The organism is Paracoccus laeviglucosivorans, from assembly GCF_900182695.1.
Lineage (GTDB): Bacteria > Pseudomonadota > Alphaproteobacteria > Rhodobacterales > Rhodobacteraceae > Paracoccus > Paracoccus laeviglucosivorans.
In genome coordinates, this window is the sequence record NZ_FXTK01000018.1 from 46,349 (window position 1) to 70,594 (window position 24,246).

Annotated in this window: 22 protein-coding genes; 9 read left to right on the forward strand and 13 right to left on the reverse strand. The window is 62.3% G+C overall.

The window, feature by feature from the left end; translation table 11 throughout:
* Positions 1-32: 32 nt before the first annotated feature.
* Positions 33-1,745, forward strand: a complete 1,713-nt coding sequence (locus tag FN835_RS16295) for a PTS fructose transporter subunit IIC (protein ID WP_142664291.1) — start codon at positions 33-35, stop codon at positions 1,743-1,745.
* Positions 1,746-1,886: 141 nt separating this feature from the next.
* On the forward strand, positions 1,887-2,267 hold the full coding sequence (locus tag FN835_RS16300; protein WP_142664292.1) for a TonB C-terminal domain-containing protein: 381 nt from the start codon (positions 1,887-1,889) through the stop codon (positions 2,265-2,267).
* 157 nt (positions 2,268-2,424) lie between these two features.
* Here the strand turns inward: FN835_RS16300 and FN835_RS16305 are convergent, their stop codons facing one another.
* A complete protein-coding gene (locus tag FN835_RS16305) occupies positions 2,425-3,792 on the reverse strand; it encodes a dicarboxylate/amino acid:cation symporter (protein WP_142664293.1) in 1,368 nt (455 codons plus the stop codon).
* A 208-nt stretch (positions 3,793-4,000) separates the two neighbouring features.
* Here FN835_RS16305 and FN835_RS16310 point away from each other — a divergent pair, with 208 nt between their 5' ends.
* From FN835_RS16310 to FN835_RS16320, 3 genes are all read left to right on the forward strand, one after another.
* On the forward strand, positions 4,001-5,665 hold the full coding sequence (locus tag FN835_RS16310) for a sensor histidine kinase (protein ID WP_246098772.1): 1,665 nt from the start codon (positions 4,001-4,003) through the stop codon (positions 5,663-5,665).
* Positions 5,662-7,014, forward strand: coding sequence for a sigma-54-dependent transcriptional regulator (locus tag FN835_RS16315; RefSeq protein ID WP_142664295.1), 1,353 nt, complete (start codon positions 5,662-5,664; stop codon positions 7,012-7,014). Before FN835_RS16310 ends, FN835_RS16315 begins: the two co-directional genes overlap by 4 nt.
* Positions 7,015-7,123: 109 nt before the next feature.
* A complete protein-coding gene (locus FN835_RS16320) occupies positions 7,124-9,088 on the forward strand; it encodes a TonB-dependent receptor plug domain-containing protein (protein WP_142664296.1) in 1,965 nt (654 codons plus the stop codon).
* Positions 9,089-9,096: 8 nt separating this feature from the next.
* On the opposite strand, the gene FN835_RS16325 is transcribed toward FN835_RS16320, so the two are convergent.
* Positions 9,097-9,576 carry a MarR family winged helix-turn-helix transcriptional regulator gene (locus tag FN835_RS16325; protein WP_246098773.1) on the reverse strand — a complete coding sequence of 160 codons (480 nt, stop codon included), beginning with the start codon at positions 9,574-9,576 and terminating at the stop codon, positions 9,097-9,099.
* A 135-nt stretch (positions 9,577-9,711) separates the two neighbouring features.
* Here FN835_RS16325 and FN835_RS16330 point away from each other — a divergent pair, with 135 nt between their 5' ends.
* Complete coding sequence (locus tag FN835_RS16330; protein WP_142664297.1) at positions 9,712-12,015, forward strand: Tex family protein; 2,304 nt, start codon at positions 9,712-9,714, stop codon at positions 12,013-12,015.
* 49 nt (positions 12,016-12,064) lie between these two features.
* Here FN835_RS16330 and pdxY read toward each other — a convergent pair whose 3' ends face one another.
* The 6 genes from pdxY to nrdH form a co-directional block, all read right to left on the reverse strand.
* On the reverse strand, positions 12,065-12,901 hold the full coding sequence (gene pdxY, locus FN835_RS16335) for a pyridoxal kinase (RefSeq protein WP_142664298.1): 837 nt from the start codon (positions 12,899-12,901) through the stop codon (positions 12,065-12,067).
* Positions 12,898-13,578, reverse strand: coding sequence for an MOSC domain-containing protein (locus FN835_RS16340; protein ID WP_142664299.1), 681 nt, complete (start codon positions 13,576-13,578; stop codon positions 12,898-12,900). The genes pdxY and FN835_RS16340 overlap by 4 nt, the downstream gene beginning before the upstream one ends.
* 91 nt (positions 13,579-13,669) lie before the next feature.
* Positions 13,670-14,641 carry a class 1b ribonucleoside-diphosphate reductase subunit beta gene (nrdF, locus tag FN835_RS16345; RefSeq protein ID WP_142664300.1) on the reverse strand — a complete coding sequence of 324 codons (972 nt, stop codon included), beginning with the start codon at positions 14,639-14,641 and terminating at the stop codon, positions 13,670-13,672.
* A gap of 27 nt (positions 14,642-14,668) precedes the next feature.
* The gene (nrdE, locus tag FN835_RS16350; RefSeq protein ID WP_142664301.1) at positions 14,669-16,795 is read right to left on the reverse strand and encodes a class 1b ribonucleoside-diphosphate reductase subunit alpha; all 2,127 of its coding nucleotides are present in this window, start codon (positions 16,793-16,795) and stop codon (positions 14,669-14,671) included.
* Positions 16,777-17,193, reverse strand: a complete 417-nt coding sequence (gene nrdI / locus FN835_RS16355) for a class Ib ribonucleoside-diphosphate reductase assembly flavoprotein NrdI (RefSeq protein WP_142664302.1) — start codon at positions 17,191-17,193, stop codon at positions 16,777-16,779. The genes nrdE and nrdI overlap by 19 nt, the downstream gene beginning before the upstream one ends.
* A 5-nt stretch (positions 17,194-17,198) precedes the next feature.
* Complete coding sequence (gene nrdH / locus FN835_RS16360; RefSeq protein WP_142664303.1) at positions 17,199-17,420, reverse strand: glutaredoxin-like protein NrdH; 222 nt, start codon at positions 17,418-17,420, stop codon at positions 17,199-17,201.
* A 473-nt stretch (positions 17,421-17,893) separates the two neighbouring features.
* Here nrdH and FN835_RS16365 point away from each other — a divergent pair, with 473 nt between their 5' ends.
* Positions 17,894-18,322 (forward strand): VOC family protein, encoded by a 429-nt coding sequence (locus FN835_RS16365; RefSeq protein ID WP_142664304.1) that lies wholly within the window; start codon positions 17,894-17,896, stop codon positions 18,320-18,322.
* A 30-nt stretch (positions 18,323-18,352) separates the two neighbouring features.
* Here FN835_RS16365 and FN835_RS16370 read toward each other — a convergent pair whose 3' ends face one another.
* On the reverse strand, positions 18,353-18,874 hold the full coding sequence (locus FN835_RS16370) for a MarR family winged helix-turn-helix transcriptional regulator (RefSeq protein ID WP_142664305.1): 522 nt from the start codon (positions 18,872-18,874) through the stop codon (positions 18,353-18,355).
* 89 nt (positions 18,875-18,963) lie between these two features.
* Positions 18,964-19,212 carry a succinate dehydrogenase assembly factor 2 gene (locus tag FN835_RS16375; protein ID WP_142664331.1) on the reverse strand — a complete coding sequence of 83 codons (249 nt, stop codon included), beginning with the start codon at positions 19,210-19,212 and terminating at the stop codon, positions 18,964-18,966.
* A 103-nt stretch (positions 19,213-19,315) separates the two neighbouring features.
* Between FN835_RS16375 and FN835_RS16380 the strand changes: the two genes are divergently transcribed.
* Positions 19,316-20,518: a pyridoxal phosphate-dependent aminotransferase gene (locus FN835_RS16380; protein ID WP_142664306.1), complete on the forward strand. Its 1,203-nt coding sequence runs from the start codon at positions 19,316-19,318 to the stop codon at positions 20,516-20,518.
* A gap of 12 nt (positions 20,519-20,530) precedes the next feature.
* On the opposite strand, the gene FN835_RS16385 is transcribed toward FN835_RS16380, so the two are convergent.
* Positions 20,531-20,785, reverse strand: coding sequence for a hypothetical protein (locus tag FN835_RS16385; protein WP_142664307.1), 255 nt, complete (start codon positions 20,783-20,785; stop codon positions 20,531-20,533).
* A 105-nt stretch (positions 20,786-20,890) separates the two neighbouring features.
* Here FN835_RS16385 and FN835_RS16390 point away from each other — a divergent pair, with 105 nt between their 5' ends.
* Complete coding sequence (locus FN835_RS16390; protein WP_142664308.1) at positions 20,891-21,775, forward strand: LysR substrate-binding domain-containing protein; 885 nt, start codon at positions 20,891-20,893, stop codon at positions 21,773-21,775.
* A 2-nt stretch (positions 21,776-21,777) separates the two neighbouring features.
* Here the strand turns inward: FN835_RS16390 and aspA are convergent, their stop codons facing one another.
* Positions 21,778-23,184, reverse strand: a complete 1,407-nt coding sequence (gene aspA / locus FN835_RS16395; RefSeq protein ID WP_142664309.1) for an aspartate ammonia-lyase — start codon at positions 23,182-23,184, stop codon at positions 21,778-21,780.
* Positions 23,185-23,344: 160 nt separating this feature from the next.
* The gene (locus tag FN835_RS16400) at positions 23,345-24,241 is read right to left on the reverse strand and encodes a LysR family transcriptional regulator (protein WP_142664310.1); all 897 of its coding nucleotides are present in this window, start codon (positions 24,239-24,241) and stop codon (positions 23,345-23,347) included.
* Between the last annotated feature and the right edge of the window lie 5 nt (positions 24,242-24,246).

Below are 24,246 nucleotides of genomic sequence, written 5' to 3' on the forward strand. Positions count from 1 at the left end.
CAGGGCGCCCCGACACGCGACAGGAGGAAGTCATGACCGACATCATCGCCATCGTCGGCGCCGGAGCGTTGGATACCCATGCCGTTCTGGCCCGCGCCGCGCTGCGCAAGGCGGCGGCAGATCAGGGCAAGACCATCGCGGTCGAATTGCGCAATGCCGATGGCCGCCTGGACCCGATCCCTGCCGATGAACTGGCGGGTGCGACATCGCTGTTGCTGGTCGGAGAGGTCGCGGACGCACCACAGCATCCCGCGACCGTCACCGCCACGCTGGCCGAGGTGCTGGCCGATGCCAGCGGCGTCCTGAAACGCAAGGGGGCCGCCGCTGCGCCTGCGCCGCAGGGCGCGCTGAAGATCGTGGCGATCACCTCTTGTCCGACCGGCATCGCGCATACCTTCATGGCCGCCGAAGGGCTGGCCGAGGGGGCCAAATCGCTGGGCCATTCGATCCGCGTCGAAACTCAGGGCTCGGTCGGGTCGCAGGACGCATTGATGCCCGAGGAGATCGCCGCTGCCGATCTGGTCGTCATCGCCGCCGACAAGCAGGTCGAGATGTCGCGCTTTGCGGGCAAGCGGGTGTTCCAGTCGCCGACCAAGCCCGCGATCAATGATGGTGCGGCGCTGATCCGCAAGGCTGCGGCCGAAGCCAAGCTGCAAAGTGGCAGCGCCGGTGCCCCGGAAGCCGCCGCCCCCGCCGCCCATAAGGTCGGGGTCTATAAGCACGTGATGACGGGCGTCAGCTTCATGCTGCCCTTTGTCGTCGCGGGCGGGTTGCTGATCGCCATCGCCTTCGCCATCGGTGGCATCTATGTCTTCAACGAAGAAAACGCCGGAACGCTGGGCTATACGCTGTTCCAGATCGGGGCCAAGGGCGCATTCACGCTGATGGTTCCGGCGCTGGCCGGATATATCGCCTATTCCATCGCGGACAGGCCGGGCATTGCGCCGGGCATGACTGGCGGCGTAATCGCAGGCACGATCGGCGCGGGCTTTCTTGGCGGCATCGTCGCGGGCTTCATCGCCGGTTACACGATCATGCTGCTGAACCGCTGGATCAAGCTGCCGCGCACGCTGCAGGGGCTGATGCCGATCCTGATCCTGCCCTTGCTGGGCACCGCGGTGACAGGCCTGCTGATGTATTACGTCGTGGGCCAGCCCACCGCGCAGATATTGGCCGCGCTGACGGCATGGCTGCAGGGGATGCAGGGCAGTTCGGCGCTGATCCTTGGCCTGATCCTTGGCGGCATGATGGCCGTCGATATGGGCGGGCCGATCAACAAGGCGGCCTATGTCTTTGGCACCACGCTGATAGCTTCGAACGTGACGCAGCCGATGGCTGCCGTGATGTGCGCGGGCATGACGCCGCCTTTGGCGCTGGCGATTGCCACCCGCATCTTTGCCAACCGCTTCACCGCCGAGGAGCGTGAGGCAGGGAACGCGGCCTTCGTCCTGGGCCTGGCCTTCGTGACCGAGGGCGCGATCCCGTTTGCCGCGCGCGACCCGCTGCGGGTCATCCCGTCGCTGATCGCGGGTTCGGCGGTTGCGGGCGCGATCTGCATGGTGCTGGGGGTCGAATTGAAGGTGCCGCATGGCGGTATTTTCGTGCTGCCCATTCCTAACGCAGTCGTGAACCTGCCGGGCTTTGCCATCGCCCTTGTGGCGGGAACCGCGGTTTCTGTGATCGCGTTGGGACTGGCCAAGCGTCGCATTGCGGCGGCTGGTTCGGTGCAGGCTCAGCCCGCCTGATATTCGTATCTGTGAACAAGTGTCACCGCCTGCCCCGAACGGGGCGGGCGGTTTACCTATGTCTTGTATGCGACATGCAATGCGAGCAGTCTTTGCGCGGGTTTTCATCCACTTGTGCCAACTGGCCGCAGAGGGTCGCGCGTGCTTGATATCCTGCTTGTTGCTGCCGCGCTTTACGTTCAACCCTTTGCCATCGGGATCGGCTTCATTCTGGCACCGTTGATGCTGATCGACACGGCGGCCGCATCCCGGCCCGTGCCCCAACCGCAAAATCGGCAGGAATGGATCGCGGTGGTGCGGGCCGAAATCTACGGACGGCTCCGGCCCATCGGGCAAACCGCTGCGGCCCATCTGGACAGCCCCAAATCGGTTAGCATCCGCCTGAGCGTCCTGCGTGATGGCCGGATCGAAGGCGCGCAGATCGTCACCAGTTCCGGCGTGCCACAGATAGATGCAGAGCTGTTGGGTCTGCTGCATCGGCGCCGGATGCTGACGCCCATGCCCGCAAAGTGGCCGCGATAGGGGCCTATCCCCGCCCGATAGGACGGGCGAAACGGTCGCTGACAGCCTGACCCGTCAAGATCGACTGACGAAAAAAGCCGCGCCCCCTTTCGCAGGGGGCGCGGCCTTCCGGGTCGGGCAGCGGGGAGGAGCTGCCCGAAGGGGCGATGGCCGGTGATCAGTCGGCGCTCGCCTCGCCCAGACGCAGGCCCGCAGGGGCCGGTTCAAGATCGCTGACCGGGCGCACATTGCCATGGCTATTGCCCGACAGCGCCGCGTCCAGCTTTTCACGGTCAAGCGCGCCTTCCCATTTGCTGACGACGATGGTGGCGACCGCGTTGCCGATGAAGTTGGTGATCGAACGGCATTCCGACATGAAGCGGTCAACGCCAAGGATCAGCGCCATACCGGCGACCGGCACCGTCGGAACGACCGACAGGGTTGCCGCCAGCGTGATGAAGCCCGCGCCGGTGACGCCCGCCGCGCCCTTGGACGACAGCATCGCGACCAGCAGCAGCAGCACCTGCTGTTGCAGCGACAGATCGGTATTCGTCGCCTGCGCGATGAACAGAGCCGCCAGCGTCATGTAGATGTTCGTGCCGTCAAGGTTGAACGAATAACCCGTTGGGACGACCAGACCGACGACCGAACGCTTGCAGCCCGCCTTCTCCATCTTTTCCATCAGCGAGGGCAGCGCGGATTCCGAGGACGAGGTGCCCAGAACCAGCAGCAGCTCGGCCTTGAGATAGGAAATCAGACGGAAGATCGAGAAGCCGTTATACATGCAGACGGCGCCCAGGATAACGATGATGAACAGGGCCGAGGTCAGATAGAACGTGCCGACCAGTGCTGCCAGGTTCACGACCGAGGCGATGCCGTATTTGCCGATCGTGAAGGCAAAGGCACCGAAGGCACCGATGGGCGCGGCCTTCATCAGAATGTCCACGACGCGGAAGACGGCATGGCTGAGCGTTTCGAACAGGTTGACGACGGGCTTGGCCTTGTCACCGATCAGGATCAGGCTGATGCCGAACAGGATTGCGACGAACAGCACCTGCAGGATGTTGCCTTCGACAAAGGCCGAAACCAGCGTCGTCGGGATGATGTCCATGACAAAGCCGATCAGCGAGGTCTCATGCGCCTTTTCGGCATAGCCCGAGACTTTGCTGGCATCCAGCGTGGCCGGGTCGATGTTCATGCCCGAACCGGGATGAACGACATTCGCGACGATCAGCCCGACAATCAGCGCCAGCGTCGAGAAGGTGAAGAAATAGGCGAAGGCTTTGCCGACGACCGAACCCACGCCTTTCAGCGTGCCCATGCCTGCAAGGCCGGTCACGATGGTCAGGAAGATGACGGGGGCGATGATCATCTTGACCAGCTTGATGAAGGCGTCGCCCAAGGGCTTCAGCGCCTCGCCGGTCTGGGGAAAGAAATGGCCGATCAGCGCACCGGCCACGATGGCGCAAAGGACTTGAAAATACAGATGCCGATAGAACGGACGATCTGCGTGGGGGGTCGGCTGCGCCGACGTATCGAGTTGCATTGAGGCCTCCTCCAACCTGCGGTGACAATTTTGTATCCGCCATGTTATGCGCTTCGCCGGTGCTGCCCAAAAAAGGCGCGCATAGCAGCAATGCGCTGATTTCATAGGAAATCGCGCTGCTCGGGCTGATATGTGTGTGTGGTTTCCCGCACAGTCGAAAGCTGCTAGTGTGGAAATCCGCACAGCGCATCCGAAGGGGGTTCCGCCCTTGCAGACAAGACCTCGTGTTGATTCGCGCCTGCTTTGGGGGGCGCTGACTGCAATCCTGCTGATTGCGGCGCTGAGCGTCAGTTTTCTGATCAGCTATCGCGGGGCCTTGAATGAACGCGAAAGGGCACAATCGGTCCAGATCGCGTCGCGCGTGCAGGCGCTGGAAAGCGTGCTGATGCGGCAGCGGGCGGTGGCGACGGTCCTGTCTGACGACAGCACGATCCGCGAGGGGCTGCTGAACCCCGATCCCGATCATCGCCGCGCCATTTCGCAAAAGCTGGACCGCCTGCGGGCCGAGACGGACAGTGCGGTGATCTATCTGCTGGACCGTGCGGGCGTGGCCGTCGCTGCCTCGAACTGGAACGAGGCGCGCAGCTTTGTCGGTCAGGATTACAGTTTTCGCGATTATTTCACCGAAGCCCTGCTGCGCGGAGAGGCGACGCAATTCGCGCTTGGCACGATCAGCCATCGCGCGGGCCTGTATCTGTCGCATGACGTGATCGCGGCGGATCGGACGCCTTTGGGCGTGATCGTGGTCAAGGTCGAGTTCGACCATCTTGAGGCGAGCTGGCGACAAGCGAATGCCTTGACCTATGTGGCGGATGCGGCGGGACAGATCATCCTGTCCAGCGACCCGGCGCTGCGCTTTGGCACGCCGCCTTTGCCCAGACGGGCGACGGTCAGCACGCAGGCGATGGTGCCCGGCGCCGATTGGCGCATGGTGGTGACCGAGCCCGCAGCGCCTGCCTTCTATGCCGCGGCGCTGACGACGGGCAGCGTGGGGTTCGGGCTGACGCTTTTGGGTGTCGCTGCGGGGTTCCGTCTGCGCGCCCGCCGCCAGGCAGCCCGCCGCGCCGAGGAGGAGCGCCGCTATCGTGCGGATCTTGAACTGGCGGTGGATGAACGCACGCGTGCGCTATCCGACGAGATGCGCGAACGCCGCGAGACCGAGGCGCGACTGCATCAGTTGCAGGCCGACATGGTTCAGGCCAACAAGCTGGCCGCGCTTGGCCAGATCACCGCAGGCGTCGCGCATGAAGTGAACCAGCCGCTTGCCACCATCCGGCTGCTGGCCGAAACCGGCAGCACGCTTCTGCCCGTCGGCCAGTCGCCCGAGGTGGCCGAAAACCTGTCCACCATCATGCGCATGACCGAACGCATCACACGCATCACCCAGCAATTGCGCGGCTTTGCCCGCAAGGCGACCGGCCATGTCGGTCCGGTCGAGCTGGCCCCCGCGCTGGATGCCGCGCTGATGCTGACCGCCACCCGCCGCGAGACGCAGGGGATCGCGCTGGATTTGCCGGTCCTGCCGCCGGGACTTTGCGTCATGGCCGAAACCGTGCGGCTTGAGCAGGTCTTGGTCAATCTGCTGCAAAACGCGCAAGAGGCGCTGTCGGACACGCCTGCGCCCCGCATATGGCTGACGCTTGAAGCGGGCGATCTGGTGCGCCTGACCGTCAGCGACAACGGCCCCGGCCTGTCGCCCGAGGTCGAGGCGCAGCTGTTCATGCCCTTTGCCACCACCAAGCCGCAGGGGCTTGGGCTGGGGCTGGTCATCTCGCAGGAAATCGCGCGCGATTTCGGCGGCAGCCTGCGGGCCGCGCCGCAGGTCGCGGGGCAGGGCGCGACCTTCATTCTTGAACTGCCGAGGGCTGCATGAACGACGATCCCGACACTGTCCGGCTGGTGCGTCTGGTCGATGACGACACCGATCTGCTGGCTGCCCAGACGCAGGCGCTGCGGGTCGCGGGGTTCGTGGCGCAGCCCTATGCCTCGGCAGAAGCGGCGCTGGACGGGCTGACCCCCGACTGGCCCGGCGTGGTGCTAAGCGATGTGCGGATGCCGGGGATGGACGGTTTCGCCTTTTTCCAGCGGCTGCATCAGATGGACCCCGAACTGCCGGTGATCCTGCTGACGGGTCACGCCGATGTGCCTATGGCCGTCACGGCGCTGAAGCAGGGGGCCTATGATTTCCTGTCAAAGCCCTTGGGCGCAGACCAGCTTGCCGCCGCGCTGAACCGCGCTTGCCAGTCCCGCGCGTTGGTGATGGAAAACCGCACGCTGCGCCGCGAACGTCAGGAAAGCTTTGCCGAGGAGACCCGGCTGGTCGGTCAAAGCGCCGTGATGCAGCATCTGCGCGACTCTATCGCCAGACTGGCCGAGGCGGGGGGCGATCTGCTGATCGTGGGGCCGGGCGGCTCGGGCAAGGAAACGGTGGCGCGGGCGATCCACCGTCAAAGCCCGCGCCGGGTGCGGGGCTTTGTCCATATTGCCTGCGAAACGCTGGACGATGCGCGGTTCGAGGCCGAGTTTCTGGGGCAGGAACCGGGCGGGCGGCAGGCCCGCATCGCGGGTCGCCTGGAAAAGGCGCATCGCGGCACGCTGTATCTGGACGGCATCGACCGGTTGGCCCCGGCGCTGCAGGCGCGGCTGGTCGCGCTGATCGAGGCGGGGGAGTTCTGGCCCATGGGCGCCGCCGCGCCGCGCCCGCTGGATTTGCGCGTCATCGCCTCGGTCGGGGCCGAGCCGGAACGGCTGGTGCGCGACGGTGGCTTGCGGGCCGATCTGTATTACCGCCTGTCGGGTGTCGTGCTGCAATTGCCCGCGCTGGCCGACCGACGCGAAGATATGCTGGACCTGTTTCGCCATTTCATGCTTGAGGCGGGCGCGCGGCTGAAATTGCACGCTCCGCCGATGTCGCCAGCGGTCAGGGCGCGGTTGTCCAGCCATGACTGGCCCGGCAACCTGCGCGAATTGCGCCAATTCGCCGAAGCCCATGTTCTGGGTCTGCCCGCCTTTGACGCGCCCGAGCCCGACACGCCGCAACAGGGGCTGGCCGATATGGTGCAGGATTACGAATCCGGCCTGATCCGAGAGGCGCTGCGTCTGGCGGGCGGCAATGCGACCCGCGCCATGGAGCGGCTGCAGCTGCCCCGCAAGACCTTTTACGACAAGCTGACGCGGCACGGCATCAAGCCCGCCGATTACCGCAGCCCAGAGGAAGGCTGACACCGCCAGATCATGCAATTGCATGTTAAGTATTTACGTGCTAGGCGCGACTATCAGCCATGGGTCTATGCACCCCAAGCCATTCCATCTGCCGCCCCGGAGTGAAGACATGGCGCTTGAACGTATTCCGATGACCCTTGCCCTGCTGGCGGTGACGCTGCCGCTGCCCGCACTGGCCCAATCACAGGACGGCGTGGCCGCCACGGTCCTGCTGGACCCTGTGGTGGTTCGTGCCCGCGACGATGACGGCAACGCCGCCGATCGCGGCACCAGCGAATATGTCGCTGATGCGGAGCTGGAACGCGCGCGCATGGGCGATCTGAAAGACCTGTTCAGCGGCATCGCCTCGGTTTCCGTGGGCGGGGCGATTCCGGTCGCGCAAAAGATCTATGTCAACGGCATCGACATGCTGAACCTTGCGGTCACGGTCGATGGCGTGGCGCAGAACAACCGCATCTTTCACCACGTTTCTGCCAATGCCTTTGATCCGGGACTGATGAAATTCGTGCGCGTCGATGCAGGTGTTGCTGCCGCCGATGCCGGGCCGAACGCCATGGCGGGCGCTGTGGTGATGGAAACGGTGGATGCCGCCGACATCATCAAGGACGGGCGCAATATCGGCGGCAATGCGCGGCTGTCCTATGCCGATAACGGCAATACCTTCGGGCGCTCGGCGACCTTGGCGGGACGGCATAGCGGTTTCGAATGGCTGGGCTATCTGAAAACCGCCACCGGCGACGATTATGAGACCGGCGCGGGCGACAAGGTGCAGGGCAGCGCCGCCGATCTGCAGACCTATCTTGCCAAGCTGGCCTATGAGACTGAGGACGGCCACCGGGTCGAATTCTCCGGCCAGCGGATGCAGGACGATGCGCTGCGGCCTTACCGCGCGAACTTCGTCGGCGACGGACGGCCTTTCCCGCTGCGCCGCTATGATACCGACCGCACCACCTATGCGCTGTCTTACGAAAACACGCAGGCCAACGGGATGTGGGATCCCCGCGTGACGCTGGGCTGGTCCAAGGTCGATATTGGCGTGGCCCAGCCGCTTGAGCCGGGTCTGGGCACCAGCCGGGGCCTGAACAAGACCTTCTCGGCCAAGGTCGAAAACCGCTTCCATCTGTCCGGCACGGACAATGTGACGGTGGGCATCGATTACTATGACCGCGACAGCAGCTACCGGGATGGTTCGCTGACAGGTGACGTGACCGAAAGCGCGCAGAATGTCGGGCTTTACGCGCAGGCCCGGCTGGAGCCGAGCGACCGGCTGGCCCTGTCATTCGGCGCGCGCTGGGACCATCAGGACTTTACCGGCACGACCGGATGGGATGACACGTTTTCGGGTTTCAGCGGGAATGCCTCGGTTTCCTATGCGGTGACGGACAGCCTGAAGCTGCGGGGCGGGGTTTCCTCGGTCTTTGGCGGCGTCACGCTTGAGGACAATTTTATCTTCAACCCGGCATGGGACTATACCGGCCTCAAGGCTGCGCGCGCCGACAACTATACGCTGGGCTTTGACTATGAGGCGGGCGACCTGCGGCTGGATGGCGAGGTGTTCCTGACCAAGATCGCCGATGCCCGTTTCAGCACCTTCCGCGCCAATGACAATGCCGACGCCGAAAGCCGCGGCTTCAACATCGGGCTTGGCTATGGCTGGGCGGACGGGTTCATGCGCGCAAGCTATGCCTATAGCAAGATCAAGGTGAACGGCGAGGGCACGGATACCTATTCCGCCGTCGATCTTGGCGCGCCGCTGGGCGGGGTCTTTGCGCTTGAAGTGCAGCACACGCTGCCCGGCAGCGCCTTTACCCTTGGCGGCAGCATCGAGGCCGCGCAGGCTTATGACGACAAATCCGTTGACGCCGATCGTGGCATTCCGGGCTATGCGGTGCTGAACCTGTTCACCGAATACACGCCGCCCGCCGCGCCCGATCTGGTGATCCGGGCCGAGATCGCGAACCTGTTCGACAAGGAATATGCAGACCGCGCCACTTATGGGCAGGACTATTCTTCGGTCGAGCCGCTTTACGAACCCGGTCGCACCGTCATGGTCACCGCCGCATTGAAGTTCTGATTTCAGGGTCAGGGGTAAAGCTTGTTCAGCGAACGGACGAGGTCATAGGCCTCGTCCGTTGACATATGCGGGCCGATGGCGGCCTGAATGCGGGCCACGTAAACCTGCCATATGCGGTCGTGCAGCCCTTGGGATTTGGCGGTCAGGTGCAGGTTCTGGCCGCGTCCCACGCCGGCTGCTGCCTGCCGCCGGATCAGCCCGGCCTTCTCCATCCGCGTGACATGGCGCGACAGGGCGTATTGCGGCACCGCAAGGCGTTTTTGCAGGGCCAGCATCTGCACGCCATTGGCACCGGATTGTTCGACGGCATACAGGATTTCATACCAGATCGGGTCGGCAATCCCCAAGACACGCAGGCTTTTTTCGATCTCTGGCATCAGACTGCGCTGGATGCGCAGCAGAGCGAAAAACACGCGGTTATAGGCGATCTTCGGATCGTCATCACCAAATTGCGACTGGCCTTGGGCTGGCGTTAAGGTGGCGTGCAAAATCTTGTCCTGCGTGGCATGCCAACAGGATACGTCACTTGCGTTCAGGTTGCGAGCGGCGTCGGCAGGAAACCGCGCTTGGCGCGGCAAAGCGGGCGCGCTAAGACATGCATCCGCCTTGAAGGAGCCGCAAGCATGGATGCCAACGACCGCATTGCCCGCAAGATCGCCGCCGAGATCAGCGCGACCCCCGCGCAGGTCATCGCAGCGACCGGGCTTTTGGACGGGGGCGCGACGGTGCCCTTTGTCGCCCGCTATCGCAAAGAGGTGACGGGCGGTCTGGACGACACGCAATTGCGCAACCTGTCCGAGCGTCTGGCCTATCTGCGTGAACTGGAATCGCGTCGCGCCGCAATCGTCGAATCGATCAAGGCGCAGGGCAAGCTGACCGAGGATCTGGCCCGCGCCATCGCCGGGGCCGAAACCAAGGCGACGCTTGAGGATATTTACCTGCCCTATAAGCCCAAGCGCCGCACCAAGGCGATGATCGCCCGCGAAAACGGGCTTGAGCCGCTGCTGCGTGCCATTCAGGACAACCGCGCCGCCGACCCCGAAACGCTGGCTGCGGGCTATCTGACCGAAGCCGTGGCCGATGTGAAAGCTGCGCTTGACGGCGCACGCGACATTCTGGTCGAGGAATTGTCCGAAAACGCGGTGCTGCTGGGCCGGCTGCGCGACTTCATGCAGGCCGAGGCGGTCATCCACGCCAAGCTGGTCGAGGGCAAGGAACAGGTTGGTGCCAAGTTCAGCGACTATTTCGACCAGCGCGAGAAATGGGCCACCATTCCCGCGCATCGCGCCTTGGCCATCCTGCGCGCCGCCAAGGAAGAAGTCCTGACCATCGAAATCGCCCCCGAGCCGGAAACAGGCACCGCGCGGGCCGAAGGCATCGTTTCGGCAGCCTTGGGCCGTCTGGGCGAGGGACCGGGCGACAAATGGTTGCGCAAGGTGGCGGGCTGGTGCTGGCGCGTACGGCTGTCGAATACGATGTATATCGACCTGCTGACCGAACTTCGCACCCGTTCCCATGCCGAGGCGATCCGGGTTTTTGCCCGCAACCTCAAGGATTTGCTACTCGCCTCGCCCGCGGGTGCCCGCCCGACCATCGGGCTTGATCCGGGCATCCGCACCGGGGTGAAACTTGCTGCCGTCGATGCGACGGGCAAGCTGGTTGCCACCGATACGCTGTATCCGTTCCAGCCCAAGAACGATCTGCGCGGGGCCGAAGCCGCCTTGGCTGCTGCCATCGTGAAACACAAGATCGAGCTGATCGCCATCGGCAACGGCACGGCCAGCCGCGAAACCGAACGCATGGTGGCCGATGTGTTGAAACGCTTGCCTGCGGGGGTAAAGGCCCCGGTCAAGGTGATCGTGTCCGAAGCGGGTGCCTCGGTCTATTCCGCGTCGGAACTGGCCGCGCGTGAGTTTCCGGGGCTGGATGTCAGCTTGCGCGGCGCGGTGTCCATCGCACGCCGCCTGCAGGATCCGTTGGCAGAACTGGTCAAGGTGCCGCCGGAATCCATCGGTGTCGGCCAGTATCAGCATGACGTGGATCAGCGCCAATTGGCAAAAACGCTGGAGGCCGTGGTCGAAGACGCCGTGAACGCCGTGGGCGTGGACCTGAACACAGCATCCGCCCCTTTGCTTGCGCATGTCGCGGGGCTTGGCCCGTCGCTGGCGCAGAATATCGTGGCCCATCGCGATGCGGCCGGGGCATTCGCCTCGCGCGCGGCGCTGAAGAAGGTGACGGGGCTTGGGCCACGCGCGTTCGAACAATGCGCGGGCTTCCTGCGCATCCGCGACGGCAAAGAGCCGCTGGACGCCTCATCCGTCCACCCCGAGGCTTACGGCGTGGCGCGTAAGATCGTCGCCGCCTGCGGTCGCGATATTCGCCAGATCATGGGCGACGGCGCGGCGCTGAAAGGCATCCGGGCCGAGCAATTCGTCGATGACAGCTTCGGCCTGCCCACCATCCGCGACATCCTGTCGGAACTGGAAAAGCCCGGTCGCGACCCACGCCCCAGCTTTGTCACTGCCAGCTTTGCCGATGGGATCGAGGACATCAAAGATCTCCGCCCCGGCATGGCGCTGGAGGGGACGGTGACGAACGTTGCGGCTTTCGGCGCATTCGTTGACATCGGTGTGCATCAGGACGGGCTGGTCCATATCAGCCAGCTTGCCGACCGTTTCGTGAAAGACCCGAACGAGGTCGTTAAGGTCGGCGACGTGGTGAAAGTCCGCGTGACCGAGGTGGACGTGCCGCGCAAGCGCATTGCATTGACCATGCGCAAAGATGGCGGCAGTTCCGCGCGCGAGGCGCAGGCCGAGCGCAACCCCAAGTCGCAACCTGCACGCGGCCCGAAAACCGCCAAACCCGCCGCGCCGGAACAGCCCGGCGCGTTGGGGGCCGCACTGCTGAACGCGCTGCGCAAGGGCTGAAGGGGCGATATGCCCGCGCCCGACGTCCCCTCAATGGGGGCGGCGGGTGCTACAACGTCAAAAGCGCCGCGCGGAAATCAGGGTCCGACAGCACCACCTCCTTGGTCCCCAGCGCCGCAGCCCGCGCCAAAGCGCGCGAGGTCTGAACCTGTGCGAACTCCACCGCCGCCGCCAGATCGCGCCCGGAACCCAGCGCCGCCGTAATCAGTCCCAGAAACAAATCCCCGGTCCCGGCCATCGCGACAGGCAGACGCGGCGTCGGATGCCTGCTGATCCCCGCGGGCCCCAGGATCACGCTTTCCAGCGTCCCCGGCGCGGTTTCGCGCAGCGCACATCCGGTTGCGATCAGATGCGCGCCCGGCGCCATACGCAGATCCGCAAAAGCCCGCGGCAGATCAGCCAGTTCCCGAATGGGCTGCCCGGTCAGATAGGCGATCTCGAACGGGTTGGGCGAGGCGATGTCGGCAAGCGGCAGCAGCGCATCCTTCAGCACTGTCGCAATCGCTTCGGGGACATACAGCCCCGGCGATTCGTCCCCCATCACCGGATCGCACAGATAGGTCAGGCCGGGGTTCACCGCCTTGGCGCGTCGGATAAATTCCGCCGTCATCAGCGCAATCTCGACCGAGCCGATATAGCCTGTAACCACATATCGCGCCCGCTCGGGCAGGCCGCGTTCCCACACCCCCTGCAGCAGATCGGCAAAATGATCGGCAGGCATCGCGCGGCCGCGCAGCGTCGGATAATCCGGCGTGTTCGAAAACACCACCGTCGGGACCGGCGCGACGTTCAGCCCAGCGGCCAGCATGGGAAACACCGCCGCCGAATTGCCGACATGGCCCAGAACCACCTGGCTTTGAATGGAAATAACCAAAGGTGGGGTCATGCGTTGCCCTCAAGCCGCTTGGACCAATCCTCGACCTTGCCGCTGTCCAGACGGCGGACGGCATAGCGCCGCCAGCCTTCGGCCAGCACGTCCAGCGTGGCGATACCTTGCAATTCGCCAAGGTTCAGCCGGTCCACATACAGCGCCCGCCAAAGCCGTTGCAGCGTCCATTCCGGGGCCAGCCGGTCGATCAGCTCCAGCCGGTCACCGGGTGCAACCCGGCCGGCCTGCAGAACGCGATAATACCAACCCGTGCGCCCGGTGTCCTGCACCATCCGCGCCAGTTTCGGCACGCCGAACCGCTGGGTCAGCTTCCAGCACGGCTGCCGCCCCTGACTGACCTGCACCAATGCCGAGCCTAGTCGGAAGATGTCGCCGACCGCGACATTCGCCTCGGTCATCCCAATGGTAGAGATGTTTTCGCCAAACGCCCCCGGTGCTTGCAGCAGCGGCTGGGTGCCAAGGTCTGCCCGCCATGCGGCGTAATGGTCAAAGGGATAGTGATGCACGGCCTTTTCCGGGCCGCCATGCACGCGGCGGTCGGCCTGTTCGTCGCCCGCGAACCCCTCGGGGCCAAGGTCCAGCGCGTCGGTCACCGGGCGCTTATCGATCCCGCTCAGCTGGTCGCTGCCGGGCAGGGGGGCTGCACGCCCCGTCAAAAGGGTGATGCTGGTCATGGGGCTGATACTGGCTTTCGGATGCGCCAGATTAGCGCGTCACGCGGCCTTCACAAGGCGAAACGCCCGCCTTTTCAGGCGGGCGTCGGGGTCAGAAATCCCAGTCTTCGTCTTCGGTCGCGACGGCCTTGCCGATCACATAGGACGAACCCGAGCCGCTGAAAAAGTCGTGGTTTTCGCTGTCGGGCGACAGTGCCGCCATGATCGCAGGGTTCACTTCGCAGGCCTGCGGTGGGAAAAGCGCCTCATATCCCAGATTTTGCAGCGCCTTGTTGGCGTTGTAATGCAGGAAGGCTTTCACGTCTTCGGTCAGGCCGATGCCGTCATAAAGCTCGGCCGTGTATTTCTGTTCGATGTCGTAAAGATCGAAGATCAGCGCGAAGGCGAAATCTTTCAGCTCGGCGCGACGCGCTTCGTCCAGTTTCTCGACCGCACGCTGGAATTTATAGCCGATGTAATAGCCATGCACGGCCTCATCTCGAATGATCAGGCGGATCAGGTCAGCGGTATTGGTCAGCTTGGCGCGCGAGGACCAATACATCGGCAGATAGAAGCCGGAATAGAACAGGAAGCTTTCCAGGAAAACGCTGGCGATCTTGCGTTTCAGCGGATCGGAGCCTGCCTTGTATTCCTCAAGGATCAGCCGGGCTTTCGCCTGCAGATGCGGGTTTTCCTCGGACCAGCGGAATGCCTCGTCCACTTCCTTGGTCAGGCAAAGCGTCGAAAAGATCGAGGAATAGCTGCGCGCATGGACCGCCTCCATGAACGAGATATTCGACAGCACCGCCTCTTCATGCGGGGTCAGTGCGTCGGGCATCAGCGACGGCGCGCCGATGGTATTCTGCACCGTATCCAGCAGCGTCAGGCCGGTAAAGACGCGGATGGTCAATTCGCGTTCTTCGGGACGAAGCGTGGCCCAGCTTTGAATGTCATTCGACAGCGGAACCTTTTCTGGCAGCCAGAAATTGACGGTCAGACGGTTCCAGACCTCAAGGTCTTTTTCATCCTCAAGCCGGTTCCAGTTAATGGCGCGCAGCGGATTGCGCATGATCTGATCCTTCATCGGACCTTCCCTTTATTCGAATTGAGGTTACAGGGTGCAGGAGACGCAGCCTTGCACCTCGGTCCCTTCAAGCGCGGTCTGGCGCAAACGGATATAATAGATCGTCTTGATGCCCTTTTTCCACGCGTAGATCTGGGCACGGTTGATGTCGCGCGTCGTCGCCTCTGCGGGAAAGAACAGCGTCAGCGACAGGCCCTGATCGACATGCTCGGTCGCGGCGGCATAGGTGTCGATGATCGCATCCGGCCCGATTTCATAGGCATCGCGATAATATTCAAGGTTTTCGTTATCCATGAAGGCGGCAGGATAATAAACCCGACCGATCTTGCCTTCCTTGCGAATCTCGATCTTGGCAACGATCGGGTGGATCGAACTGGTCGAGTTGTTGATATAGCTGATCGAGCCGGTCGGCGGCACAGCTTGCAGGTTGCGGTTATATAGCCCGTCCTTCATCACGGCGTCTTTCAGCGCCGCCCAGTCTTCGCGCGTCGGAAGCTGGATATTTTCAAAGACACGGGTCACATCGTCCGAAACCGGCAACCAATCCCGGTCGGTGTATTTGTCGAAAAAGGTTCCATCTGCGTATTTCGACTTGTCGAAATCCTTGAAGCTATGGCCTTTTTCCTTTGCCAGCAGGTTCGATGCGCGGATTGCATGATAAGCGATCGCGGCGAAATAAACGCTGGTGAATTCAACGCCTTCTGGCGATCCGTAATGGATATGCTCGCGGGCAAGGAAGCCATGCAGGTTCATTTGGCCAAGGCCGATCGCATGGGCTTCGTCATTGCCGCGACGGATCGACGGGACAGAGTCGATGGCCGACATTTCCGAAACGGCCGTCAGCGCACGCACGGCAGCTTCGATTGTCGCACCAAAATCCGGGCCATCCATCGTTGCCGCGATATTCAACGAGCCGAGGTTGCAAGAAATGTCCGTGCCCATGTGGGAATAAGACAGGTCTTCGTTGAATTCGCTGGCCTCGTTGACCTGCAAAATCTCAGAGCACAGGTTCGACATGGTGATGCGGCCATGCACGGGATTGGCGCGGTTCACCGTATCCTCGAACATGATATAGGGGTAGCCGCTTTCGAACTGAATTTCCGCGATGGTCTGGAAGAATTCGCGGGCGTTGATCTTTTTCTTTTTGATGCGCTTGTCATCAACCATCTCGGCGTATTTCTCACTGACCGAGATTTCCGAGAAGGGGACGCCATAGATCTTCTCGACGTCATGCGGCGAAAAAAGATACATATCGGCGTTCTTCTTGGCCAGTTCAAAAGTCACATCGGGAATGACCACGCCAAGCGAAAGCGTCTTGATACGGATTTTCTCATCCGCATTTTCGCGCTTCGTGTCAAGAAAGCGCAGAATGTCCGGGTGATGCGCGTTCAGATAAACCGCGCCTGCGCCCTGACGTGCTCCAAGCTGGTTGGCATAGCTGAAGCTGTCTTCCAGCAGCTTCATCACCGGAATGACGCCCGAGGATTGGTTTTCAATTCCCTTGATCGGCGCACCCGCTTCGCGCAGGTTCGTCAGCATCAAGGCAACGCCGCCGCCACGCTTGGACAATTGCAGGGCCGAGTTGATCGAGCGGCCAATGGATTCCATATTGTCTTCCAGCCGCAGCAGGAAACAGGAAATCAATTCGCCACGCGATTTCTTGCCGGCATTCAGGAAAGTCGGCGTTGCGGGCTGGAAACGGCCCGACAGGATTTCATGCATGAAGCTCATGGCCAAAGTCTCATCGCCGCGCGCCAGCGCAAGCGAGACCATGACGACGCGGTCTTCGTAACGTTCCAGATAACGCTGCCCGTCGCGGGTTTTCAGCGTATAGCTGGTGTAATATTTGAACGCGCCAAGGAAGGTCGGGAAACGGAATTTCCGTTCATATGCGGCATCCCAGATCGCGCGTTGGAAGTTCTTGGAATATTGATCCAGAACTTCGGGTTCGTAATAACCTTCGTCGACGAGATAGCGCAGCTTTTCGTCGAGGTTATGGAAAAAGACGGTGTTCTGATTGACGTGCTGCAGGAAATACTGCCGCGCGGCCTTGCGATCCGCGTCAAAGCGGATGCGGCCTTCGCCGTCGTAAAGGTTCAGCATCGCATTAAGCGCGTGGTAGTCCAGCTCGGCCTTTACGCCATCGTCAAGCATTCTGTCCCCCAGAATTTTTCAAGCCCTGCACGGACGCGGGCAATATCGTCTTCGGTCCCCGCAAGCTCAAATCGATAAAGCTGCGGCACGTTGCATTTCTCGGCGATGACCCGGCCCGAAAGGGCAAAGGTCGCGCCAAAATTCCGGTTTCCCGCGGCGATGACGCCGCGGATAAGGGCCCGGCGACCCGGATCGTTCAAAAAGCGGATCACCTGTTTGGGGACCGCACCGCGACCCTCGCCATCGGCAAAGGTCGGGGTCATCAGCACATAGGGCAGCGCGGGTTCGGGCATGGCATCTGCGGGCGAAATCGGGATCCGCGCCGCACTCAGCCCCAGCCGCGCCACGAAACGCGCGGTATTCCCCGAGGCCGAGGAGAAATAGACCAACCCACCCATCGCCCTTAGGAAAGGCGGCCGATCATGTCGGGACGGAAGCCCGCCCAATGCGCGTCGCCAGCGACGACGACGGGCGCCTGACGATAACCCAACGAGGTGACAAGCTGCATGGCCGCGTCGTCTTCGGTCAGGTCGATGATGTCATATGCCAGCCCGCGTGCATCCAGCGCGCGGGTGGTTGCGGTGCACTGCACGCAGGCGGGTTTGGAGTAGACGGTGATGCTCATTGCCTCATATCCTTTTTTCGTCTGTCATGTCGTGGCGATCTTTCCGCAATAGCCTTGCTGTCGCCTTGTCGCGCGATGGTTGGCGCTGTCCGATCGTGTCATTAGCTACTTGCAGTTGCGTGACAGACCGGAAGGCGGAAATTCGACCCCGACTCGTCACCTCAAGCTCGCTCACCCACTATATAGACATTCTTCGATGGTTGCCACCTATATATAGCCGCTCAAAGCGGGAACATTTCGTTGCTTGCTGTTTGGCAAAGGCGTTTCCAGCCCGCCTTGCAGGAAAGCGAGAAGATGCGTTTTCTATTGATGGTTGTGCTGCCCCGCGTCTGGCGGGGCGCTGCTTCTAACCCCGGTCAGACGTGGCGTCCATATCAAAACCGACCGCGCTGCGTCACTTTTCACAAGCCCCGTGACGGTTGCCGTTCCCGCCCTGCAGTGCCAATCTGACGGCTGCAATCAGGAGGGCTGAAATGAAAATCCGCTATCTGCACACGATGGTGCGCGTTCTGGATCTGGACCGCAGCATGGAGTTCTTCCGCCTGCTGGGCCTTGAGGAGACGCGCCGGGTCGAAAACGACAAGGGTCGCTTCACGCTGGTCTTCATGGCTCCGCCGGATCAGCCGGAATGCCCGGTCGAGCTGACGTGGAACTGGGACGGGGATGACGGCTTGCCTTCGGACAGCCGCCATTTCGGGCATCTGGCCTACCGGGTCGAGAATATCTACGAGATGTGCCAGAAGCTGATGGATGCGGGCGTCACCATCAACCGTCCGCCGCGCGACGGTCACATGGCATTCGTGCGCAGCCCCGACAATATCTCGATCGAGATATTGCAGGAAGGCGAGCATCTGCCGCCGCAGGAGCCATGGGCCAGCATGGGCAATACCGGGCACTGGTAAGCCCTTGGGCGCGGGCGGCGTGTCCGCGCCTTAGTAGATATACCTGATCTGTTCGATCCAATAGCGTTCGACGCGGCGCCATTGCAGGTTCACCGCCTCGATCGCGGGGTCGTCCAGAATGCCCGAAACCTCCAGATCGCTGGCATGACGCGCGAAAAGCGCCGTGACGTGGTCGCGCACATCCTGACCTTCGCGCGTCAGACGGACCCGGACCGCGCGGCGGTCCGTTTCGCTGCGTTCATGATGGACATAGCCCAATTCCACCAGCTTTTTCAGGTTATAGCTGACGTTCGAGCCCTGATACATTCCACGGGACCGCAACTCGCCCGCCGTCACCTCGGCCGTGCCAAGATTATATAGCAACAGCGCCTGAATCGGGTTCAGGTCCGAACGTCCAAGCCGCTCGAATTCGTCTTTGACCAGATCCTGAAGCAGCCGGTGCAGCCGTTCCAGAATTTGCAGGCTTTCAAGATACGCCTCGGTCCGGGTGGCCGCCGCGACGGGCCGAAGGGCTGGCACCGGACGGACGGGGCTGGGGCTGCGCTGGGGCATGGCGGTTTCCGTTCTATTCATGTCCTGATGAACATGGGCGGAAAAGCCGAATCTTAGGTTAATGCCCGCATCCTAGATCGCTAAAATTTTCACGATTTCGGCGTCAGCCGTGCCGCTGCAAAATCCGCGATCCGGTCCAGCAGCGCCGAAATTTGCGCGGGGCCTGGATGTTCGCCCGAAAGACGCGCCGTAACCCACAGGTAAAGGTCCTGATCGTTTTCGTTCAGCATCGTTTCATAAAGATCGACCTCATCGTCGGTCAGGCCCGGCAGTTCCGTGTCCGAAAACGGTCCAAGGATCAGGTCCATCTCTTTCATGCCGCGCCGCCAGCTGCGCATCCGCAACCGTTTCAGCCTTGCCTCGTCCAAGTTTTCGCCTCCGGCTTGCCTGCCCGCAATGTGACGCCTATGAAAAAGGCAACCCAGCCGCAGGATGAATTTGATGAGCTTTCTGTCCCAGACGCTTGCCCGCGTCAAACCCTCACCGACGATGGCGATTACCGGCCTTGCCCGTGAACTGGCAGCCACCGGCAAGGACATCATCAGTCTTTCGGCGGGAGAACCTGATTTCGACACGCCCGAACATATCCGCGAGGCGGCAAAGGCCGCAATCGATGCGGGGCATACGCGCTATACCGCCGTGGACGGCATTCCGCAGCTGAAGGCCGCGATCTGCGACAAGTTCCGCAATGAAAACGGTCTGGACTATACGCCTGCACAGATCACGGTCGGCACGGGCGGCAAGCAGATTCTTTACAATGCGCTGATGGCCACGCTGAATCCCGGCGACGAAGTGATTATCCCGGCACCCTATTGGGTCAGTTATCCCGATATGGTCGTGCTGGCGGGCGGCACGCCCGTCATCGTCGAAGCCGCCATGCAAAACGGCTATCGTATCACCCCCGATCAACTTGAGGCGGCGATCACGCCCAAAACCAAGTGGTTGATCCTGAACTCGCCTTCAAATCCGACTGGGGCGGGCTACGGTCGCGAACATATGCAGGCGCTGACCGACGTGCTGCTGCGTCACCCGCAGGTGTGGGTGCTGACCGACGATATTTATGAACATCTGGTTTTTGACGATTTTCAATTCGTCACGCCTGCGCAGGTGCAGCCCGAGCTGAAGAACCGCACCCTGACGATGAACGGCGTCAGCAAGGCCTATGCGATGACGGGCTGGCGTATCGGTTATGGTGCTGGTCCCGCTGAACTGGTCAAGGCGATGGGCACGCTGCAATCGCAGTCCACCTCGAATCCTTGTTCGATCAGTCAATATGCCGCGCTGGCCGCGTTGCAGGGGCCGCAGGATTACATTGCAGAAAGCCGCTCGGTTTTTCAGCGGCGGCGCGATCTGGTGGTCAGGGGGCTGAATGAATGTCCGGGTATCGTCTGCCCGGTGCCCGAAGGCGCGTTCTATGTCTACCCGTCGATCCGCGACCTGATCGGCAAGACCTCGGCGGGCGGCGCGCTGATCACGAATGATGAGGCTTTTGCCACGGCGCTGCTGAACGAAACCGGCGTGGCCGTGGTTTTTGGCGCGGCATTCGGCCTGTCGCCGCATTTCCGCATTTCCTATGCGACCTCGGATCAGGTGCTGGCGGATGCCTGTGCCCGCATCCGCCGCTTCTGCGAGGGGCTGCGCTAGGCAGCCCCGAACTTACCACATATGGCGGCGCAGCGCCTCGCCCTCGACGGGTTTCATCACCTTATCAGGCGCGGCGCTGATCACGCCAATATCCCATAGCAGATGCTCCGGCAGATCGGCCAAAGCCTGTCGCGTCGCCGGGTCATCCAGCGCCGACATGCGGTCGGCGCATAGGGTCTGCTTATCGGTCGTTTTCAGACCAAGCAGCATAAGAAGCCTGTCGGCAAACCCGATGGTCTGCCGTTCCGTTGCAAAATTCTGTGCCATTGCTTTTACTCCGCAATGCGCCATGGGTTGATGGGCATGCTCAACATGCTATTGTCACAGGGCTTTTACCAACAAAGCCTCAGCACAGGTTCATAAGGCAACCTTATGTCGATCCCGCCGCTTGCCGCGCTGCGCGCCTTTGAGGCCGTGGCCCGTCATCTTAGCTTTACCCGCGCGGCCGAGGAACTGGGCATGACACAGGCTGCGGTCAGCTATCAGATCCGCTTGCTGGAGGAACGGCTGGGCACGCCGCTGTTTTTGCGCAAACCGCGTGAGATCAGCCTGACGGAAACCGGCGCGCTTTTTGCCCGTCCCACGGTCGATGCCTTTGATTTGCTGCGTGAAACCTATTCCGACCCCTCGGCCGATGCGGTCTCGACGCTGTCCATTTCGACTGTGCCGACATTTGCCGGGGCATGGCTTTCGCAGCGGTTGGGCAAGTTCCAGATGAGCCATCCGAACCTGGCGGTGCGACTGGAGACCAGCGACAATATCGTGGATTTCGGGCGCGAAGATATTACCGTGGCGATCCGCGCGGGCGATGGCGATTGGCCGGGGCTGGAAACCCACGCGCTGATGGACATCGAATACACGCCGATGCTGTCGCCCGATCTGGCGAAAAAGCACGATATAAGCCGGCCCGCCGATTTGCTAAGGTTGCCGCTGCTGGATATCGTCGATCCCAATTGGGCGGTCTGGTTCACGCAGATGGGCGTGCCGCTGCCCGCATGTCCGCCGCGCGCCGGTCTGACGCTTTCGACCGATCTGCACGAGGCGCGGGCGGCGCTGGCGGGTTACGGCGTGGCCCTGCTGACACCGCGATTCTTCCGCTTCGAGCTGGCAACGGGTAGTTTGATCCAGCCTTTCCCGGACATTGCCAAGAACGGTCGCGCCTATTGGCTGGTCTATCCCAAAGGGCGGCGGAACCGTCCGGCGATCCGGCGGTTCCGCGCGTTCCTGCTTGATGAGATCGGCTCGGATCCGGGCTAGGATCAGGCCACGAACAGCGACGGTTTGGTCAACGTTTCGGGGCGCAGGATTGCGTCCAGCCGTTCCTTGGGCAGCAGACCTTTTTCCAGCACCAGCTCATAGACGCCGCGTCCGGTCAGATGTGCCTCGGTCGCGACCTCGGTGGCGGCTGCGTAGCCGATATAGGGGTTCAGCGCGGTCACGATGCCGATGGATTTGCGAACGGTTTCCTTAAGCACGTCGCGGTTCGCGGTGATGCCCTTGACGCAGTTATGTTCCAGCGTGGCGCAGCCCGCGACAAGGTGATCGACCGAACGGAACATGCTGTAGGCAATCACCGGCTCAAAGGCGTTCAGCTGCAACTGGCCCCCTTCGGCAGCCATGGTGATGGTCATGTCGTTGCCGATCACCTCGAAACAGATCTGGTTCATCACCTCGGGGATGACCGGGTTCACCTTGCCCGGCATGATCGAGGAACCGGCCTGCTTTGCGGGCAGGTTGATTTCGTTGAACCCTGCGCGCGGCCCCGACGACAGCAGGCGCAGGTCGTTGCAGGTCTTGGACAGCTTCACGGCCACACGTTTCAGAACGCCTGATACCTGCACGAAAGCACCGCAATCCTGCGTCGCTTCGACCAGATCGGCGGCGGTGACGACCGGGATCACGGTGATTTCGGCCAATCTTGCGCGCACACGCTCGGCATATTCGGGATGCGCGGTGATGCCGGTTCCGATCGCCGTGGCGCCAAGGTTGATTTCGCAGACCAGTTGCGACACTTCGGCCAGCCGCGCCTCATCCTCGCCGATCATGACGGCATAGGTATTGAATTCCTGCCCCAGCGTCATGGGCACGGCTTCCTGCAACTGGGTGCGGCCCATCTTCAGGATGTCGTGGAACTCCAACGCCTTTTCGGCAAACGACACCCGCAGCGAGGCCATGGCGCCGATCAGCTTCTGGATACCCTTCCACGATGCCAGCCGCAGCGCCGTAGGATAGACGTCGTTGGTCGATTGGCTCATGTTCACATGCTCATTGGGGTGCAGGTATTTGTATTCCCCCTTGGCATGGCCCATGATTTCCAGCGCGCGGTTGGCGATGACCTCATTGGCGTTCATGTTGGTCGAAGTGCCCGCGCCGCCCTGGATCTGATCGACGACGAATTGATCGTGCAGCCGCCCGGCACGGATTTCCTCACATGCCGCAACGATGGCATCGCGGCGATCAGGCGACAGCAGGCCCAGATCGGCATTGGCCATGGCTGCGGCCTGCTTGATGGCGGCAAGCGATCGGACCAGCTCGGGGATTTCGCCAATCTTTCGCCCCGAGATCGGGAAATTCTCGACCGCGCGCAGCGTATGGACACCCCAATAGGCGTCGGCAGGCACTTCGCGGTTACCAAGCAGGTCGTGTTCGATGCGGGTCGCCATCATCTATTCCTTGGACGCATGAGGACAAACCCCGCTGCCCGCGGGACCGTTCCGGTCATGCAAGTTTTCTGGATCAACTGTGAACGGACGCGAGCGATTTTCGCGCCGATGTCAGGGATTTATGCCTGCGGCCCCGCGCTTTCCAATGCCAATAGCGGTTGGGTTATTCCGTTTCTGCATAACCTTCGCCAAGCGCGCCCGCGGCCTGCCAGACGCGCCCGGTGATGCCGCGACCGCGTGCGGGATTGCGGTAAAGCCGGATTTCCATCGGCAGTTCCGGGGCCACGATTTCCAGCCGCTGTGACTTTATCTCGGTCTCGACCAGCAGGCGCGGCAGCCACACGACACCATGCCCGGCAATCGCCATGCTTTTCATCGACTCGGCCATCGAGGCTTCGTCGATATGGGCAACATAGACCTTGGGCGCACCCGGTTGGGCCAGTGCGATCCGCGCCATTTCGTTCAAGAAACTGCCGCGCGAATATTTCAGCAGCGGCATCCCTTCGGTCAACCATTCCTGCGGCCAGCCGGGGCGGGCGACGGCGACCAGCTTGTCATGCCCGACCACCAGATGCGGATAGCCCTGCGGGTCCAGCGGAATATTCACCTGCGGATGGGCATAGGTCAGAAAGAAGTCATAGCCGCCTTCGGTCAAAGCCTCGATGCAGCGGTCGAAATTCTCGGGCTTCACGCGGCTGGTCATCTGGCCGGTGGCCGCCTTGAGACGCATCAGCCAGCCGGGCAGAAACGTCACGGTCAGGCTGTGCAGCGACAGAAATGAAATCTCGCCGCCGCGCGCGCGGGAATGATCGCGAAACTCGGTCCGGCGGGCATGGATCATGCGCACGGCTTCTTCGGCCGTTTCGCGAAACAGCACGCCCTCGGGTGTCAGGCTGATCGGATAACTGTCGCGGGACAACAGATCCGTGCCCATCCACTCCTCAAGCGCGCGGATGCGGCGGCTGAATGCGCTTTGCGTCACGCCCCGCAATTCGGCCGAGCGGGAGAAGCTGCGCGTTTCGGCCAGCATCAGGAAGTCTTCAAGCCACTTGAAATCCATGTGCC